Origin of the sequence: Caulobacter segnis (assembly GCF_023935105.1) — a bacterium.
Taxonomy (GTDB): Bacteria; Pseudomonadota; Alphaproteobacteria; order Caulobacterales; family Caulobacteraceae; genus Caulobacter; species Caulobacter segnis_B.
Genome location: NZ_CP096040.1, coordinates 1,698,870 through 1,713,007 on the forward strand (window position 1 = coordinate 1,698,870; position 14,138 = coordinate 1,713,007).

General features: G+C 68.5%; 15 protein-coding genes. 8 read left to right on the forward strand and 7 right to left on the reverse strand.

Going from position 1 to position 14,138, the window contains the following annotated elements; genetic code table 11:
• Nucleotides 1–6: 6 nt before the first annotated feature.
• The 3 genes from MZV50_RS08265 to MZV50_RS08275 all read right to left on the reverse strand — a co-directional run bounded on the left by MZV50_RS08265 (nucleotide 7) and on the right by MZV50_RS08275 (nucleotide 3,742).
• Nucleotides 7–2,106, reverse strand: coding sequence for a TonB-dependent siderophore receptor (locus MZV50_RS08265; protein WP_252633932.1), 2,100 nt, complete (start codon nucleotides 2,104–2,106; stop codon nucleotides 7–9).
• Nucleotides 2,107–2,191: 85 nt separating this feature from the next.
• Nucleotides 2,192–3,136, reverse strand: coding sequence for an AEC family transporter (locus MZV50_RS08270; RefSeq protein WP_252635208.1), 945 nt, complete (start codon nucleotides 3,134–3,136; stop codon nucleotides 2,192–2,194).
• A gap of 27 nt (nucleotides 3,137–3,163) precedes the next feature.
• Complete coding sequence (locus MZV50_RS08275; RefSeq protein WP_252633933.1) at nucleotides 3,164–3,742, reverse strand: DUF2939 domain-containing protein; 579 nt, start codon at nucleotides 3,740–3,742, stop codon at nucleotides 3,164–3,166.
• Nucleotides 3,743–4,089: 347 nt separating this feature from the next.
• Between MZV50_RS08275 and MZV50_RS08280 the strand changes: the two genes are divergently transcribed.
• Complete coding sequence (locus MZV50_RS08280; RefSeq protein ID WP_252633934.1) at nucleotides 4,090–4,707, forward strand: CAP domain-containing protein; 618 nt, start codon at nucleotides 4,090–4,092, stop codon at nucleotides 4,705–4,707.
• 70 nt (nucleotides 4,708–4,777) lie between these two features.
• Here the strand turns inward: MZV50_RS08280 and MZV50_RS08285 are convergent, their stop codons facing one another.
• Nucleotides 4,778–5,992, reverse strand: coding sequence for an NADP-dependent isocitrate dehydrogenase (locus MZV50_RS08285; RefSeq protein WP_252633935.1), 1,215 nt, complete (start codon nucleotides 5,990–5,992; stop codon nucleotides 4,778–4,780).
• A gap of 128 nt (nucleotides 5,993–6,120) precedes the next feature.
• Nucleotides 6,121–7,116 (reverse strand): serine hydrolase, encoded by a 996-nt coding sequence (locus tag MZV50_RS08290; RefSeq protein ID WP_252633936.1) that lies wholly within the window; start codon nucleotides 7,114–7,116, stop codon nucleotides 6,121–6,123.
• A gap of 75 nt (nucleotides 7,117–7,191) precedes the next feature.
• On the opposite strand from MZV50_RS08290, the gene MZV50_RS08295 reads away from it, so the two are divergent.
• From MZV50_RS08295 to MZV50_RS08305, 3 genes are all read left to right on the forward strand, one after another.
• A complete protein-coding gene (locus MZV50_RS08295) occupies nucleotides 7,192–7,989 on the forward strand; it encodes an RNA methyltransferase (protein ID WP_252633937.1) in 798 nt (265 codons plus the stop codon).
• 108 nt (nucleotides 7,990–8,097) lie between these two features.
• Nucleotides 8,098–8,514 (forward strand): host attachment protein, encoded by a 417-nt coding sequence (locus MZV50_RS08300; RefSeq protein WP_252633938.1) that lies wholly within the window; start codon nucleotides 8,098–8,100, stop codon nucleotides 8,512–8,514.
• 106 nt (nucleotides 8,515–8,620) lie between these two features.
• A complete protein-coding gene (locus MZV50_RS08305) occupies nucleotides 8,621–9,904 on the forward strand; it encodes a DUF1254 domain-containing protein (protein WP_252633939.1) in 1,284 nt (427 codons plus the stop codon).
• An 8-nt stretch (nucleotides 9,905–9,912) separates the two neighbouring features.
• On the opposite strand, the gene MZV50_RS08310 is transcribed toward MZV50_RS08305, so the two are convergent.
• Both MZV50_RS08310 and MZV50_RS08315 read right to left on the reverse strand, forming a co-directional pair.
• Nucleotides 9,913–10,317, reverse strand: coding sequence for a Dabb family protein (locus MZV50_RS08310; protein ID WP_252633940.1), 405 nt, complete (start codon nucleotides 10,315–10,317; stop codon nucleotides 9,913–9,915).
• 49 nt (nucleotides 10,318–10,366) lie between these two features.
• A complete protein-coding gene (locus MZV50_RS08315) occupies nucleotides 10,367–11,257 on the reverse strand; it encodes a LysR family transcriptional regulator (RefSeq protein WP_252633941.1) in 891 nt (296 codons plus the stop codon).
• A 114-nt stretch (nucleotides 11,258–11,371) separates the two neighbouring features.
• Between MZV50_RS08315 and MZV50_RS08320 the strand changes: the two genes are divergently transcribed.
• The 4 genes from MZV50_RS08320 to MZV50_RS08335 are packed head-to-tail and all read left to right on the forward strand — an operon-like array spanning nucleotide 11,372 to nucleotide 13,985.
• Complete coding sequence (locus tag MZV50_RS08320) at nucleotides 11,372–12,481, forward strand: S-(hydroxymethyl)glutathione dehydrogenase/class III alcohol dehydrogenase (RefSeq protein WP_252633942.1); 1,110 nt, start codon at nucleotides 11,372–11,374, stop codon at nucleotides 12,479–12,481.
• The gene (locus MZV50_RS08325) at nucleotides 12,481–12,828 is read left to right on the forward strand and encodes an energy transducer TonB (protein WP_252633943.1); all 348 of its coding nucleotides are present in this window, start codon (nucleotides 12,481–12,483) and stop codon (nucleotides 12,826–12,828) included. The genes MZV50_RS08320 and MZV50_RS08325 overlap by 1 nt, the downstream gene beginning before the upstream one ends.
• Nucleotides 12,825–13,673, forward strand: coding sequence for an S-formylglutathione hydrolase (fghA, locus tag MZV50_RS08330; protein ID WP_252633944.1), 849 nt, complete (start codon nucleotides 12,825–12,827; stop codon nucleotides 13,671–13,673). The genes MZV50_RS08325 and fghA overlap by 4 nt, the downstream gene beginning before the upstream one ends.
• A 39-nt stretch (nucleotides 13,674–13,712) precedes the next feature.
• The gene (locus tag MZV50_RS08335; protein ID WP_252633945.1) at nucleotides 13,713–13,985 is read left to right on the forward strand and encodes a hypothetical protein; all 273 of its coding nucleotides are present in this window, start codon (nucleotides 13,713–13,715) and stop codon (nucleotides 13,983–13,985) included.
• The last annotated feature ends 153 nt before the right edge of the window (nucleotides 13,986–14,138 follow it).

Genomic DNA, 14,138 nt, shown 5'->3' on the forward strand with positions numbered 1-14,138 from the left:
TCGACCCTAGAAGGCGTAGTCGAGACGCAGCGACACGCTGCGCGGGGCGGCGTAGTACGACTGGTCCCACATCAGGCTGGTCAGGTAGGTCTTGTCGGTGGCGTTCTTGACGTTGACGGTGGCGCGCACCTTGTCGGTCACGTCGATCCCCGCCATCAGGTCCAGGACGCCGTAGGCCTTCTGGGTGACCGTGACGGCGCCGGCGCCCTCGATGTCGCCCTGCCAGCGCAGCTGGGCGCCCAGGGTCAGGTTGCGCGCCGACGGGATGGTGTAGGTGGTCGAGGCCTTCAGCGTCTTGCGCGGGGTGTAGAGGCGGGTCTTTTTGCCCTCGGCGTCCTCGATCTTCAGGTCGGTCCAGCCCAGGCTGACACGCCACTGGTCGTTGATCGCACCGACCGCCTCCAGCTCATAGCCCTTGGCCTTGGTGTCGACGCCCACATAGTAGCTCTTCAGCGTGTCCTCGAACGATCCGGCGTACTCGGCCAGGCCATCCTGGCGCGACGTGAAGACCGCGCCGGTCAGATAGAGGCGCTTGTCGAACCACTCGCTCTTGAAGCCGGCCTCGTAGCTCTTGCCGTGAGCGGCGGCCAAGGTCTTGTGGTTCACGTCCACTTCGGACTGCGGATTGAAGATGTCGGTGTAGTTCGCGTACAGTGACACGTTCTGGGTCAGGTCGTAGACCACGCCGGCATAGGGGCTGACCTTGTCCTCGTCGCGCGGCGTATCGACCCCGTACGAGAAGCCCTTGGACTTCAGCTTCAGGGCGTTGAAGCCGGCCACGACCTTCAGCCTGTCGCTGACGTTCAGGTGGGTGGCGGCGTAGAAGCGGGTCAGGCGGTCCTGCTGGTCGGAGGCCAGGTAGGCGTCGGGAAAGGTCGGCTCTGCGGGTTGCAGGTGATCCCAATCCGTGACGGGGCCATAGACGATCGCGTCGTTCGAGAAGGCCTCGTACTCGTGGCCGTGGGCGCGCGAGGTCTGGCCGCCGATCACCAGCTGATGCTCGCGGCCGAACAGCTCGAACGGACCCGACGCGTAGGCGTCGAGGATGTAGCTCTCGTAGATCGACGGATAGACGCCGGCCATCCCCGCGACGCCCAGGCCCGTGGCCTTGTCGGGCGCACCGTAGGCGTACAGCAGCTTGGCGTTCTCCTCGAAGCGCTTGTAGGTGCCGATGGTCTTCAACTGCCAGCCGTTGTCGAACCGCCAGGCCAGTTCGCCGAAGGCGCTCTGGTCGCGGACGTTCCAGTGCGTCCAGTCGGCCGAGGTCGAGGCCGAGCGCGGATAGTCGATCCGCGTGCCGTCGCTGTAGACCAGGGGCAGGGCGCCCCAGTTGTTGCCGCGGGCGCGGTTGTCCTGCATCGACCAGCCGACCGTGGCGGTCAGCTTCGGCGTGGCGTCCCAGGCCAGCAGGGCGCCGTAGACGTTCCGGTTGACCTTGTAGTGGTCCAGATAGCTGTCGGTGTCCTCGTTGGCGTAGATCAGCCGTCCGGCCAGCGTGCCCGAGGCGTTCAGCGGCCCCGAGACGTCGGCCTCGAGGCGATAGTCGTTCCACGAGCCGTATTGCAGGGCGGCCGAGGCCTGGAAGTCGTGGGTCGGGCGCTTGCGGACGTAGTTGATCGTCGCCGACGGATTGCCGGTGCCGGTCATCATGCTGTTGGCGCCGCGCACGGCCTCGACGCGCTCGAACAGCACGGTGTCCAGCGAACCGAATTGGATGCCCCAGATCAGCGGCAGGCCCACGCCATCGACCTGGAAGTTGGTGATGTCGAAGCCGCGCGCGTTGTAATAGGTGCGGTCGGTCTCGACCTTCTCGACATTGATGCCGGTGACCTGCGCCAACAGTTGGTTCACGTCGGTCAGGGCGAAGTCCTTGATCCGGTCCTGGTTGACGATCGACACCGACTGAGGGGTCTCGCGCAGGCTCATGTCCAGGCCGGTCACCGCCGAGGTGCGCGTGCGGGCCCCGGTGATCACGACGCCTTCCACCTGGTTGCCGTCCGCGCCGGTCTCGGCCGCGCCCGCCTCTTTCGCCGAGGTGAGGCCGCAGACGCTGACACTGGCCAGCGTCACGCCAGCGAGCATGAGGGCGCGGAAGGATGGGGACATGTTGCGCCTCTATGCGAACGATAATGACTCGCAAACGCAATATCGGGCGAGGGTACCGGTGTCAAACACGCGAGAGGTGCTCAACTCAATTTAGAGGATGTCCCGCCTTCAGCAGGAGAGCGACCACAGCCAGGGTCGCCAGCGACAGCGCCGTGGTCAGGGCCACGGTGCGCGCCGCGCCCCGGGCGAAGACGCCGTAGGCGCGGGTCTGGATGAAGACGTTCACCGCCGTCGGGGCGGCGGCCAATAGCGTCGCGCCGGCGCGGAACGCAGGCGGGGCGGGCGTCAGGCCGATCGCCAGCCAGGCCAGCAGCGGAAAGGCGACCAGCTTGGCCACGGCGGCCAGGGCGACGGGACCCCAGGACGGCGCCGCCTCGTCCTCGGTCTCTCTCAGGCCCAGAGCCGCGCCCAGGGCGACCAGGCCCACGGGGCTGCCCGAGGCGGCGGCCATGCCGACGGCGCGGTCCAGGGGCTCGGGCAGGGCGATGTCCAGCAGGGCCAGGGCGACCCCGGCCAGGGCGGCGGCCACCACCGGGTTGCGGAAGGCCTGGAGCGTCGAGCGCCAGACCGAACGGCCCGCCGCCCAGCCCAGCAGGCCGACGCCCATGGCCGCCATCACGACGAAGTCGATGGCCACGACGCCGGCGACCAGGCGGGCGGTCTCCGCGCCCAGGACCGCCCCGGCGATCGGCAGGGCCAGGAAGGCGCTGTTGCCGACGCTGGCCGCCATGGCCGCGCCAGCGCGCTCGGCCTTGCTCCAGCCGGGCGGCCGACCGGCCAGCACCACGGCGGTGGTGACGACGAGACCGGCCCCGGCATAAGCCGCCAGGCCCAGGACCAGGTCGTGCCCAGGGCGTCCCAGGCGCGACAGCGAATGGACCAGCAGGGCGGGAAAGCCGACCCAGTAGACATAGGCCGACAAGCCCTGGGTCATCCGCGCGTCCAGCAGGCGCAGGCGGCTTAGGGCCAGGCCCGCGGCGACCAGCAGGAAGAACGGCCAGACCCGCGCGACGATATCGAGAACGAGGATAAGCACGAAATCAAAGGCCCCTGGACGTCAGCCCCGCCGCTCGTCGCTCGGCAGGCGGATATGCACCAGCTTCCAGGTGAACAGCGCCCGGCGCTCGAACGTGAAGACGGTGATCTTGCCGTCGCGGCCTGGGCGCCTGACCGCGATGCGCACGCGGTTGGGATCCCAATAGACGATGCCGGGATAGGGGCCCTTGACCGCGTTGGTGATCTGACTGCCCAGCGAACCGTCGCCCGACGCGGCGGGCGGGGCGGCGCCCGGCGCATAGCCGCGTGTCAGGGCCGAGACGCCGGCCACGGTCAGGTAGCGATCGACCTTGGGCTCGGGCGGGGCGATGGGCTCGATGGCCTTCTTGAAGACGCCGAGCGGATCGCGCCAGATCGACGGCGGCTCGGGCTTGTTGGCTGGGGCGTCGACGACCAGCTGGCCCGTGAGGCCGCGGCGGACGGCGGGGAAGTCGACCAGCTCGCCGATCGCCTGGACGTCCTCGTACTGGGCGGCGGCCTTCAGGGCGCGAAAGGCGAACCAGGGCGCCATGGCGAAGGTGGTGGCGAAGACGAAGATCGCCAGAACGATCAGGTCCCAGATCCGCTTCTGCAGGGTCATGCGGCCTCCGAAAAGGTAAACGGGGATAGACCAGCTATCGGCGTTTGCCGCAAGGGCGGCCCTGGTCGAGCCAGGCGGGGGCTGCTGGGAGACAAAAAAGAACGCCGCTTCCGAAGGGGAAGCGGCGCGGGAGGGGGATCCAGCCGGGGAGGAGGGCTCGACCGGATCACGGCCGAGGCGCCCCGGCGGACCGGGACGACTTGCACCTAATTGAACTCTTCATAGTTGCATATGTCAATTATCGCTCAAGGATTGTCGCGCGACGCGACAACGCGCGCGTCGTCAGGCGCGCCGAGTCCTGCTATCAGCGTCGCGGGGAACGTCAGTATCGAGAGTCACGACACGTGTTGCGCCGTCCTCCTCGCGACAGCCGGGCGCTCGCCCGCGCGCGCTCGGCCGCCATGCTCGCGGCCATCTTCCTGATCCCCGCAGTCGTCAATCCCACCATCGCTCGGGCCGCAGACCTGGAAGAGGCGGTGCTGGACGAGGTCAACTATGTCCGCGCCCGCCCGGCCGAATACGCCCGCGAGCTGCGCCACGCGCCCGATTGGGCGTTCGAGCAGGAGGAGGCGGGCGCGGTGGAAGAGGCGATCGACTTCCTGGAGCGTCAGCCGCCGCTCGCCCCGCTGAGAGGGGATCCGCGCCTGGACGCCGCGGCCCGGGTCCACGCCCAGGCCCAAGGCGCGCGCGGCGACGTCGGCCATGGGGCGGCGGGCAGCCTGGGCGGACGCCTGCGCACCGCCGGGATCTTCGCCGGCCTGTGCGCCGAGAACATCTCCTACGGCTCCGACGATGCTCGCGCGATCGTGCGCCAGCTGGTCATCGACAGCCGCGTGGCCGGGCGCGGGCATCGCCGCAACATCTTCTCCAGCGGCTACAGCGCCGCGGGCGTGGCCTGCGGGGCGCATCGCCAGTGGGGCTCGATGTGCGTGATCGACTTCGCCGGCGCGATCGTCCAGCGCTGAGCGGGTCCAGAAACGAAAAACGCCCCGGGAGAGGTCCCGGGGCGTTCTTGTCTTTGACCTTGAGGTCGCCTTAGGCGGCCATGGCCTTCTTCAGGTTCTCGTCGATCTTGTCGAGGAAGCCTTCGGTCGTCAGCCAGCCTTGCTTGTCGCCGACCAGCAGGGCCAGATCCTTGGTCATGTAGCCGCTCTCGACGGTGTCGATGCAGACCTTTTCCAGGGTGGCGGCGAAGTCGGCCAGTTCCTGGTTGTTGTCCAGCTTGGCGCGGTGAGCCAGGCCACGGGTCCAGGCGAAGATCGAGGCGATCGAGTTGGTCGAGGTGCTCTCGCCCTTCTGATGCTGGCGATAGTGGCGGGTGACGGTGCCGTGGGCGGCTTCGGCTTCCACCGTCTTGCCGTCCGGCGTCATCAGAACCGAGGTCATCAGGCCCAGCGAGCCGAAGCCCTGGGCGACGATGTCCGACTGCACGTCGCCGTCGTAGTTCTTGCAAGCCCAGACGTAGCCGCCCGACCACTTCAGCGCCGAGGCGACCATGTCGTCGATCAGGCGGTGCTCGTAGTGGATGCCCTTGGCCTTGAACTGGTCGGCGTATTCGGTGTCGAAGATCTCCTGGAAGATGTCCTTGAAGCGGCCGTCATAGGCCTTGAGGATCGTGTTCTTCGTGGAGAGATAGACCGGATAGCCGCGGTTCAGGCCGTAGGCGAACGAGGCGCGGGCGAAGTCGCGGATCGAGTCGTCGAGGTTGTACATCGCCATGGCGACGCCCGCGTCCGGGGCCTTGAACACTTCGTGCTCGATCGTCTGGCCGTCTTCGCCGACGAACTTGATCGACAGGGTGCCCTTGCCGGGGAACTTAAAGTCGGTGGCGCGGTATTGGTCGCCGAACGCGTGGCGGCCGACGATGATCGGCTGGGTCCAGCCCGGCACCAGGCGCGGCACGTTCTGGCAGATGATCGGCTCGCGGAAGATCACGCCGCCCAGGATGTTGCGGATCGTGCCGTTCGGCGACTTCCACATCTTCTTGAGCTTGAATTCCTCGACGCGGGCTTCGTCCGGCGTGATGGTCGCGCACTTGACGGCGACGCCGTGCTTCTTCGTGGCGTTGGCCGCGTCGATGGTCACCTGGTCGTCGGTGGCGTCGCGGTTCTCGACCGACAGGTCGTAGTAGTCCAGTTCCAGGTCCAGATACGGGAAGATCAGCTTATCCTTGATGAGCTTCCAGATGATCCGGGTCATTTCGTCCCCGTCCATGTCGACGACGGGGTTGGCGACTTTGATCTTGGCCATTGCGGGGATGTTCCTCTGGCGGTGGCGCGCCTATGGCGATCTGGCGCACAGGGCCAGGAAGCGGCGCGGACCGGGAGGCTATAGACTGTTGCGTCGCGGGGGAAAAGCCGGAGGCTTCACCGCGCGCGCTAGAACTCCTCCAGCACCGCCTTGCCGACATCGGTGACGATCCGCTCGCGCGTGGCCCCATCGGCCGTCGAGGCAGTCAGGAAGACGACGAAGGCGATACGGCGGCCGTCCTTGAGTTCCACGAAGGCGAGGGCATGGCTGGTCGGCGAGACGCCCAGATCCGGCGGCGCGGCGCCGGCCGACTGGATGATCTTGGCGTCCTTCGGCAGGGCGTTGGCCAGATAGCCCGGATCGCGGCCGAGCAGCCTGGCGGGGTCCGGCTTCTGGACCAGCTCGCGATTGATGAAGGCTTCCAGCAACCGGATCATGCCGACGGGCGTGGCGGTGTCGCGCGGGTCGCGCCCTCGCTCGCGGCCAGCCTGGGCGCGCTGCTCGGCTGGCACGGCGTTAACGGCGCGGCGCCAGGCCGCCTCGCCCTTCCAGTCGGCCCGGAACGAGGCCAGGCCTCGCGCATCGGTGGCGATCTGGCGGCGATAGCGGTCGACGCTGACGTGGTCGATCCGCTTGACCAGAAGCCAGCCGTCCACGCCGCCCGGGCCGCCGACGCGCTTGATCAGCAGGTCCAGGGCGGTGTTGTCGCCGTTGCGGGCCAGGCGTTCCAGCTCGGCGACGCTCCAGGTCCGGCGTGTGGGCCAGGCGTCCGCGACCGCGCTGGGCGGCGGCGACAGGTCGACGTCGCGGACGGTCAGGACCTCGCTTTCGGGCAGGCTTCCCGCCTCGATCTCGGCCATCACGGCGGCCAGGATCGGGATGCGCGCGGCGCCGCCCAGCGAGAACGGCCGGTCGCCGTTGAACGCCCAAAGCTGCCGGGTGCCCAGATCCTCGACCGCCACGCCCAGCACGGCCGGCTGGGCGCGGATGGCGATAGCCTCGATCCGCTTCTGCAGCCGCTTGGGCTGCATCGCGGGCTCCTCCTGGCCCAGCATCGGCTTTTCATGGCAGGCGTGCAGCAGGGGCAGGGCGAGGAGGGCGGTCAGGAGGGCGCGGCGCGACATGCGGGCTAAACGCGGCGGCGGCGGTTCGGCTGCTAAAGCTTGCATCCGGCGTCCAGTCAGCGGCAAAGGGTGCGGATGACCGAAGACTTCAAGCCTGTCCCGCCTTGCGTGATCCTGAACGAGCCTCAGCTGGCCGAGAACATCGGCTCGGTGGCCCGGGTGATGGCCAATTTCGGGCTGTATGACTTGCGCCTGGTGCGGCCGCGTGACGGCTGGCCGCAGGAGCGGGCCTGGGCTAGCGCCTCGGGCGCCAACTGGCCGCTGGACGACGCCAAGGTGTTCGACAGCCTGGAGGCGGCGATCGCCGACCTGAAACTGGTCTACGCCACCACGGCTCGCCCGCGCGAGACGCGCCTGCCGGTCTACACCCCGCGCGAAAGCGCCGGCCATCTGGCGGACGAAGTCGCCCAAGGCCGCAAGGTCGGCCTGCTGTTCGGCGGAGAGCGCGCGGGGCTCGAAACCCACGACATCGCCCTGTGCCAGGCCATCGTCTCGATCCCGATCGACGAGCGCTTTCGCTCGCTGAACCTGGCCCAGGCGGTGTCGATCAACGCCTACGAATGGAAGATGACCCAGGACGATCGGCCCTGGAAGAAGTTCGAGCACAATGTCGAGGAGCCCGCCGATCAGGCGACGCTGCTGGGGTTGTACGAGCACCTCGAGGACGAGCTGGACAAGGCTGGCTTCTACCATCCGCCGGAGAAGAAGCCGTCGATGGTCCGCAATCTGCGCGTTCCGTTGGCGCGCGCGCGCCTGACCGACCAGGAGGTCCGCACCTTCCGGGGCGTGATCACCGCGCTCAGCAAGGGGCGCGGCCGCGTCCTGGCCAAGCTGGCCGAGAAGGCGAAGGGCGGCGAGGGCGAGGCTCCTTAAGGACGCCCCGCTAAGGAGGCGCGGCGACCGGCGGAATTGACCTCGATCATCCGCCGCTGGACGGGGCGGGCGCACGGTTCCTGGCGTGGTCAAGCCAAGGAGTTGCGGATGACCCCCGATGCAAGAACCCTGATCGTCGTCGCCGACGGGCGCCGCGCCCGCTTGCTGGAGCAGCCGCGCATCGGCGGCTCGCTGCACGATCGTCCCGAATGGCTGTCAGGCCTGAAGGAGCATCACGAGCACGACGGCCCCAGCCACATCACCCATCCGGGCGACGCGCGGGACCGAGCCGAGAAGGCGTTCCTGCGCGATCTGGCCAAGCGCCTGGATGACCTGAACGCCCGCCACGGCTTCGACCAGGTGATCCTGGTGGCGCCGCCGCGCGCCCTGGGCCACCTGCGCCGAGGCCTGTCGACGGCGGTGGCCCGCAAGGTCATCGGCTCGGACGCCCACGAGCGCGTCGACGCCACCATCATCACCCTGCAGAGCGTGGTTCAGGCCGCGCGCTTCGCCGACGCCGCCTGACCGTGTGGGGGCGGGGAAGGGCTCGGCCCTTCCCCGATCCGCGCCTCTTGCGCGCTCGTCCGATCACGCGTTCACTGCCCTCAAACAGATGTTCGGGGAGGGCGGCATGAACCGTCGGGAACTGCTGGCCGTGGCTGGCATGCTGGGCTTGGCGCCGACCCTGGCGCGCGCCGCCGGCCAAGGGGGCGACGCGACCGCCGCGCGGGACGCCTATCTCTACACCCTGCCGCTGATCGAGATGGCCACGGCCCGAGAGCGGATCCTCAAGATCCCCGGCGCAGCGATCAACACGCTGAGGCACACCCGCACCCTGTCGGACCACACGGCCCGCTGGGTCACGACGCCGAACAACGACACCCTCTATTCACCGGCCTTCCTGGACCTGACCAAGGGCCCGGTGACCCTGACCATCCCGCCGATGGGCAAGCGCTACTACTCGGCGGCGGTGATGGACATGTTCACCAACAACAACGTCGTGCTGAGCACGCGCACCGTCGGTGGCGAGGGCGGAACCTTCACCCTGGTCGGGCCCGGCCAGGCCTCGACGGGCCCCAATCCCACGCGCATCGCCACGCCGCACGCCTGGCTGCTGATCCGAACCCTGACGGACGGTGGCGACGATCTGGACGCCACGCACAAGTCCCAGGACGGCTTCAAGCTGACCGGTCCGGCCGGCGCGCCGACCGCGACCTACGCCAACCGCGACGCCAAGCCGGCCGACTATTTCGCGGCCGCCCGCGCCTTGCTGGCCAGCGATCCGGCCCCGCCGACCGATCAGCGGATCCTGCGTCGCACGGGCGCTTTCCTGGGCGATGGCTCCTTCGATGAGGCCGCGGCCGCCGCAGGCGTCGAGCAGGCCCGCACGATCGCCGTGTTCGCCAAGGACAGGATGGTCTTCACTGGCGGCTGGTCGTACCCGCGCGCCAATCTCGGCGACTATGGCCAGGACTACCTCTATCGCGCCATCGTCGCCCAGCAGGGCTTGGGCGCGCTGCCGGTGGCCGAGGCCATGTACATGAAGGCCGCTGGCGACAATGGCGCGGGCGTGTTCACCGGCGATGGCCTCTATCGCCTGACCCTGCCCGCCCAACTGCCGCTGGACGGTTTTTGGTCGCTGTCGATGTACGAGGCCACCGCCGACGGCCAGTTCTTTTTCACCGACAATCCGCTGAAGCGCTACGCGATCGGCGACCGCACGGCGGGGCTGAAGCGCAATGCCGACGCGACCCTGGACCTGTGGATCGGCCGGACCGACCCGGGCGGCGAGCGAACGCCCAACTGGCTGCCCGCGCCCAAGGCGGGCCCGTTCGCGATGTATCTGCGCGCCTATCTGCCGCGCGCCGAATTCCTGGACGGCCGCTTCCGCCTGCCGGCGATCGTCAAGGCTTAGCCCAAACCTCAGGCCGAGATGGAGTCGTAGACCACCACCTTCGCCCAAAGGTGGCCGCAGTCCTTGACGAACTTCAGGTGCAGCGGATGGTCCTGGTAGAGCTTCTGGTCCTCGACGCTCTTGAAGACCATCAGTTCCGAGACGTCGTAGCTGTTGTCGACGACGTCGCGTTTCTCGGTCGAGGCCGGGACGCCGATATGCAGCTGCTGGATGACCTCGATCCCCCGCAGGGGCTTCAGGCCGGCGATCAGCTGATCGCGATCGGCTCTCGAGCCGGCGTTCTTCAGCCAGAAAAAGACGTGGTGGATCAAGGTCGGCGCTCCGGAGGCTTCAGCGGCCGTGGCTGTCGAAACGGCGCCGACGCCGGCCGCGAGGCCGCCCGACAGCAGGACGCGACGATCGAAAGACGGCATGGGGGATCCTTTGGTCTTGGGCGTTACCTGCGCGCGCACCCTAGGCAAGCTAGCCGGCGACTGCCAGACGGTGTTCCAGATGCTCGACCAGCAGCCGCACCTTGGCGGGCAGCAGGCGCAGGTGCGGATAGACGGCCCAGACGCCCTCGTCGGCCGGGCGGTGGGTTTCCAGCAGCGGGACCAGGCGGCCTTCGGCGATGGCCGTGTCGACGTAGAAGTTCGGCAACTGGCAGACGCCCAGGCCCTGCAAGGCGGCGTCCAGCACGGCCTGGCCGCTGTTGCAGCGCCAGCGGCCTTGCGGCTTGAACGCGATCTCGCGCTCGCCGTCGGGGCCCGTCTCGCGGAACGGCCAGGTCTCGGCCGCGCCGAGAACGCAGGCGTGGTTGACGAGGTCGGCGATCGTCCGGGGCGCGCCGGTCCGCGCCAGATAGGCCGGGGCGGCGGTGAGGCGTCGGGTGCGCGAGGCCAGGCGCTTGGCGATCAGGCGGCTATCGGTCAGCCGGCCGAAGCGGATGGCCAGGTCGAAACCCTCGCTGACGATGTCGCGGACCGCGTCGTGCAGGTCGATCTCGATCGACAGCTTGGGATGGGCCAGGGCGAAGGCGTTGACGGCGGGGACGACGAACCGCTCGCCATACGCCGTCGAGCAGGTCATCCGCAGTTGGCCCTTCAGCTCGCCGTCCTCCTCGCCGACCACGGCCAGGGCCTCGTCGCGGTCCAGGATCAGCTGGCGGCAGCGGGTCAGGAAGGCGCGTCCGGCGTCGGTCAGGCTGACCCGGCGGGTGGTGCGATAGAGCAGGCGGGTCTGCAGTCGCTCCTCCAGCGCCGCCACCGCCCGGCTGACGCCGGAGGTCGACAGGCCCAGCCGCCGCGCGGCCTGGGAGAAGCTCTCGGCCTCGGCCGTGGCCACGAATTCGTCGATCCCGTCCCAGCGGCTCATGCGCCAGCGATGCGCCGATTGTTCAATCTGAGCAACAATGTTTTGCGCATGCAGGGATTATCGACGCGGCCGGCGCGGCGTACCAAGATCGCGCAAATTTCTGGAGACCTGACGATGAAGACCCGCGCCGCCGTCGCTTTCGAAGCCAAGAAGCCGCTGGAGATCGTCGAGGTCGACCTGGAAGGGCCCAAGGCCGGCGAGGTGCTGGTCGAGATCAAGGCCACCGGCGTCTGCCATACCGACGCCTACACCCTGGACGGCCTGGACAGCGAAGGCCTGTTCCCATCGATCCTGGGGCACGAGGGCGCGGGCGTGGTGGTCGAGGTCGGCGCGGGCGTGACCTCGGTGGCCGTCGGCGACCACGTGATCCCGCTCTACACGCCCGAATGCCGCCAGTGCAAAAGCTGCCTCTCGGGCAAGACCAACCTCTGCACGGCCATCCGCGCCACCCAGGGCAAGGGGCTCATGCCCGATGGGACGAGCCGCTTCTCGTACAAGGGCCAGACCATCCACCACTACATGGGCTGTTCGACCTTCTCGAACTACACGGTCCTGCCCGAGATCGCCGTCGCCAAGATCCGCAAGGACGCGCCGTTCAAGACCGCCTGTTACTGCGGCTGCGGCGTAACCACGGGCGTGGGCGCCGTGACCAACACCGCCAAGGTCGAGCCGGGCGCCAACGCCATCGTCTTCGGCCTGGGCGGCATCGGACTGAACGTCATCCAGGGCCTGAAGCTGGTCGGGGCGAACATGATCGTCGGCGTCGACCTCAACCCGGCCCGCGAGGAATGGGGCCGCAAGTTCGGCATGACCCACTTCGTCAATCCGAACGACGTGCAGGGCGATCTGGTCGCCCACCTGGTGGCCCTGACCGATGGCGGCGCCGACTACACCTTCGACGCCACCGGCAACACCGGCGTCATGCGCACGGCGCTGGAGGCCTGCCACCGCGGCTGGGGCGAAAGCATCATCATCGGCGTGGCCGAGGCGGGGAAAGAGATCGCCACGCGTCCGTTCCAGCTGGTCACCGGCCGCGTCTGGCGCGGCACGGCCTTCGGCGGCGCGCGCGGCCGCACCGACACGCCCAAGATCGTCGACTGGTACATGGACGGCAAGATCCAGATCGACCCGATGATCACCCACGTCCTGCCGCTGGAGGACATCAACAAGGCCTTCGACCTGATGCACGCCGGCGAGAGCATCCGCACGGTGGTGACGTTCTGATGCGCGCGGTGGTTCTGGCCGCCGCCCTCGCCATGGCCGCATCCTCGGCTCTGGCCGCCCCGTCCTGCCTGCCCACCCCTGCGGAGGAAGAGCTGGTCGGCAAGACGATGATGAGCGTCAAGGAGCCCGACTTCGCCAGCCTGCCGCCGCTGGCCGGCTGCGGGATCTGGTCGCTGGAGATCAGCGCCGACGGTCGCGTCGGGGCGGTGAAGGTCGTGCGGCTGAACGGCGACGAGGCCCTGCGCCGCGCGGTCGAGAGCTGGATCAAGGCCCTGCGCTTCGAGCCCGCGTCCGCCGCCTGGACGGGGCTGATTCCAGTGACGCTGGAAAACGGAAAGAGCGAATGACCGTCGAGACCCTCGCCACTCACCGTCTTCACGGCGGCACGCTGCGCTACTGCCGGCATGCCTCGACTAGCACCGGCACGCCGATGAAGTTCACGGTGTGGACACCAGCCAGAGATAGCCAAGGGGGCGAGGGGCCGTTCCCCTATCTCGTCTGGTTGTCGGGCCTGACCTGCACCGAGGACAATTTCACGGTGAAGTCGGGGGCCTACGAATACGCCGCCAAGCACGGGATGGCGATCGTCGCGCCGGACACCAGCCCGCGCGGTGAAGGCGTGGCTGACGACCCGGCCTACGACCTGGGGCAGGGCGCCGGCTTCTATGTCGACGCCACCCAGGCCCCGTGGGCGCCGCACTTCAGGATGTATTCCTACGTGACCAAAGATCTGCTGGAAGCCGTCGACGGCGCCTTCCCGCTGGACCCGGCGCGGCGGGGGATCTTCGGCCACTCGATGGGCGGCCACGGCGCGCTGACCATCGCCTTGCGCAACCCCGGGCTCTTCAACTCGGTCAGCGCCATCTCGCCGATCGTCTCGCCGCTGAACTGCCCGTGGGGCGACAAGGCGATGACCGCCTATCTGGGCGCCGAACGCGCGGCCTGGCGGGCCCACGACGCCTGCGCCCTGATCGAGGATGGCGCAGGGGAGAGCTTCGACGAGATCCTGATCGACCAGGGCCTGGCCGACAGCTTCCTGGAAAGCCAGCTAAAGCCCGAGCTGATCGAAGCCGCCGCCGCCAAGGCCGGCCGCAAGGTCACGGTGCGGCGCCAGGAGGGCTACGACCACAGCTACTTCTTCATCTCGACCTTCATCGGCGAGCATGTGAGCTGGCATGCCGAGCGCCTCTAGGTCGTAGACGTCGGCGCGCGGAGGTTGCATCCTCGCGCCATGTACATCCAGCTGCACCGCATGGCGGAATGGATTGTCGACGGAGGACCCAAGGGCCTCTGGCCGCGCATCGCCGCCGTCGTCGGCGGGCAATATCTCTGTTTCCTGGTTGATGACTGGAACGATGGTCACCTGACGAACAGCTGGTGGCTGAAGGCGACCGCCACCTCGCTGTTCACGGCGTCGGCGTTTTGCTTGTGGCGCTTTGCCGAGTATCGGCGACGGGTAGCGCGCAAACGCGCGAAATCCGTGGTTCCGCTGGCGCTGGGCTAGGCCGCGGGCGGCCTTGGCGCATTGACTCCCTAAGCCCATTCCCCCATAAGCCACCCCTTCACGCCGCCGGCTCGCCGCGCGGCGCGATGACCTTATGACGGATTGACCCGAAGCCGCCGTTGCGATCGCACCTCTCTCGAGGGGAGCCGGCCC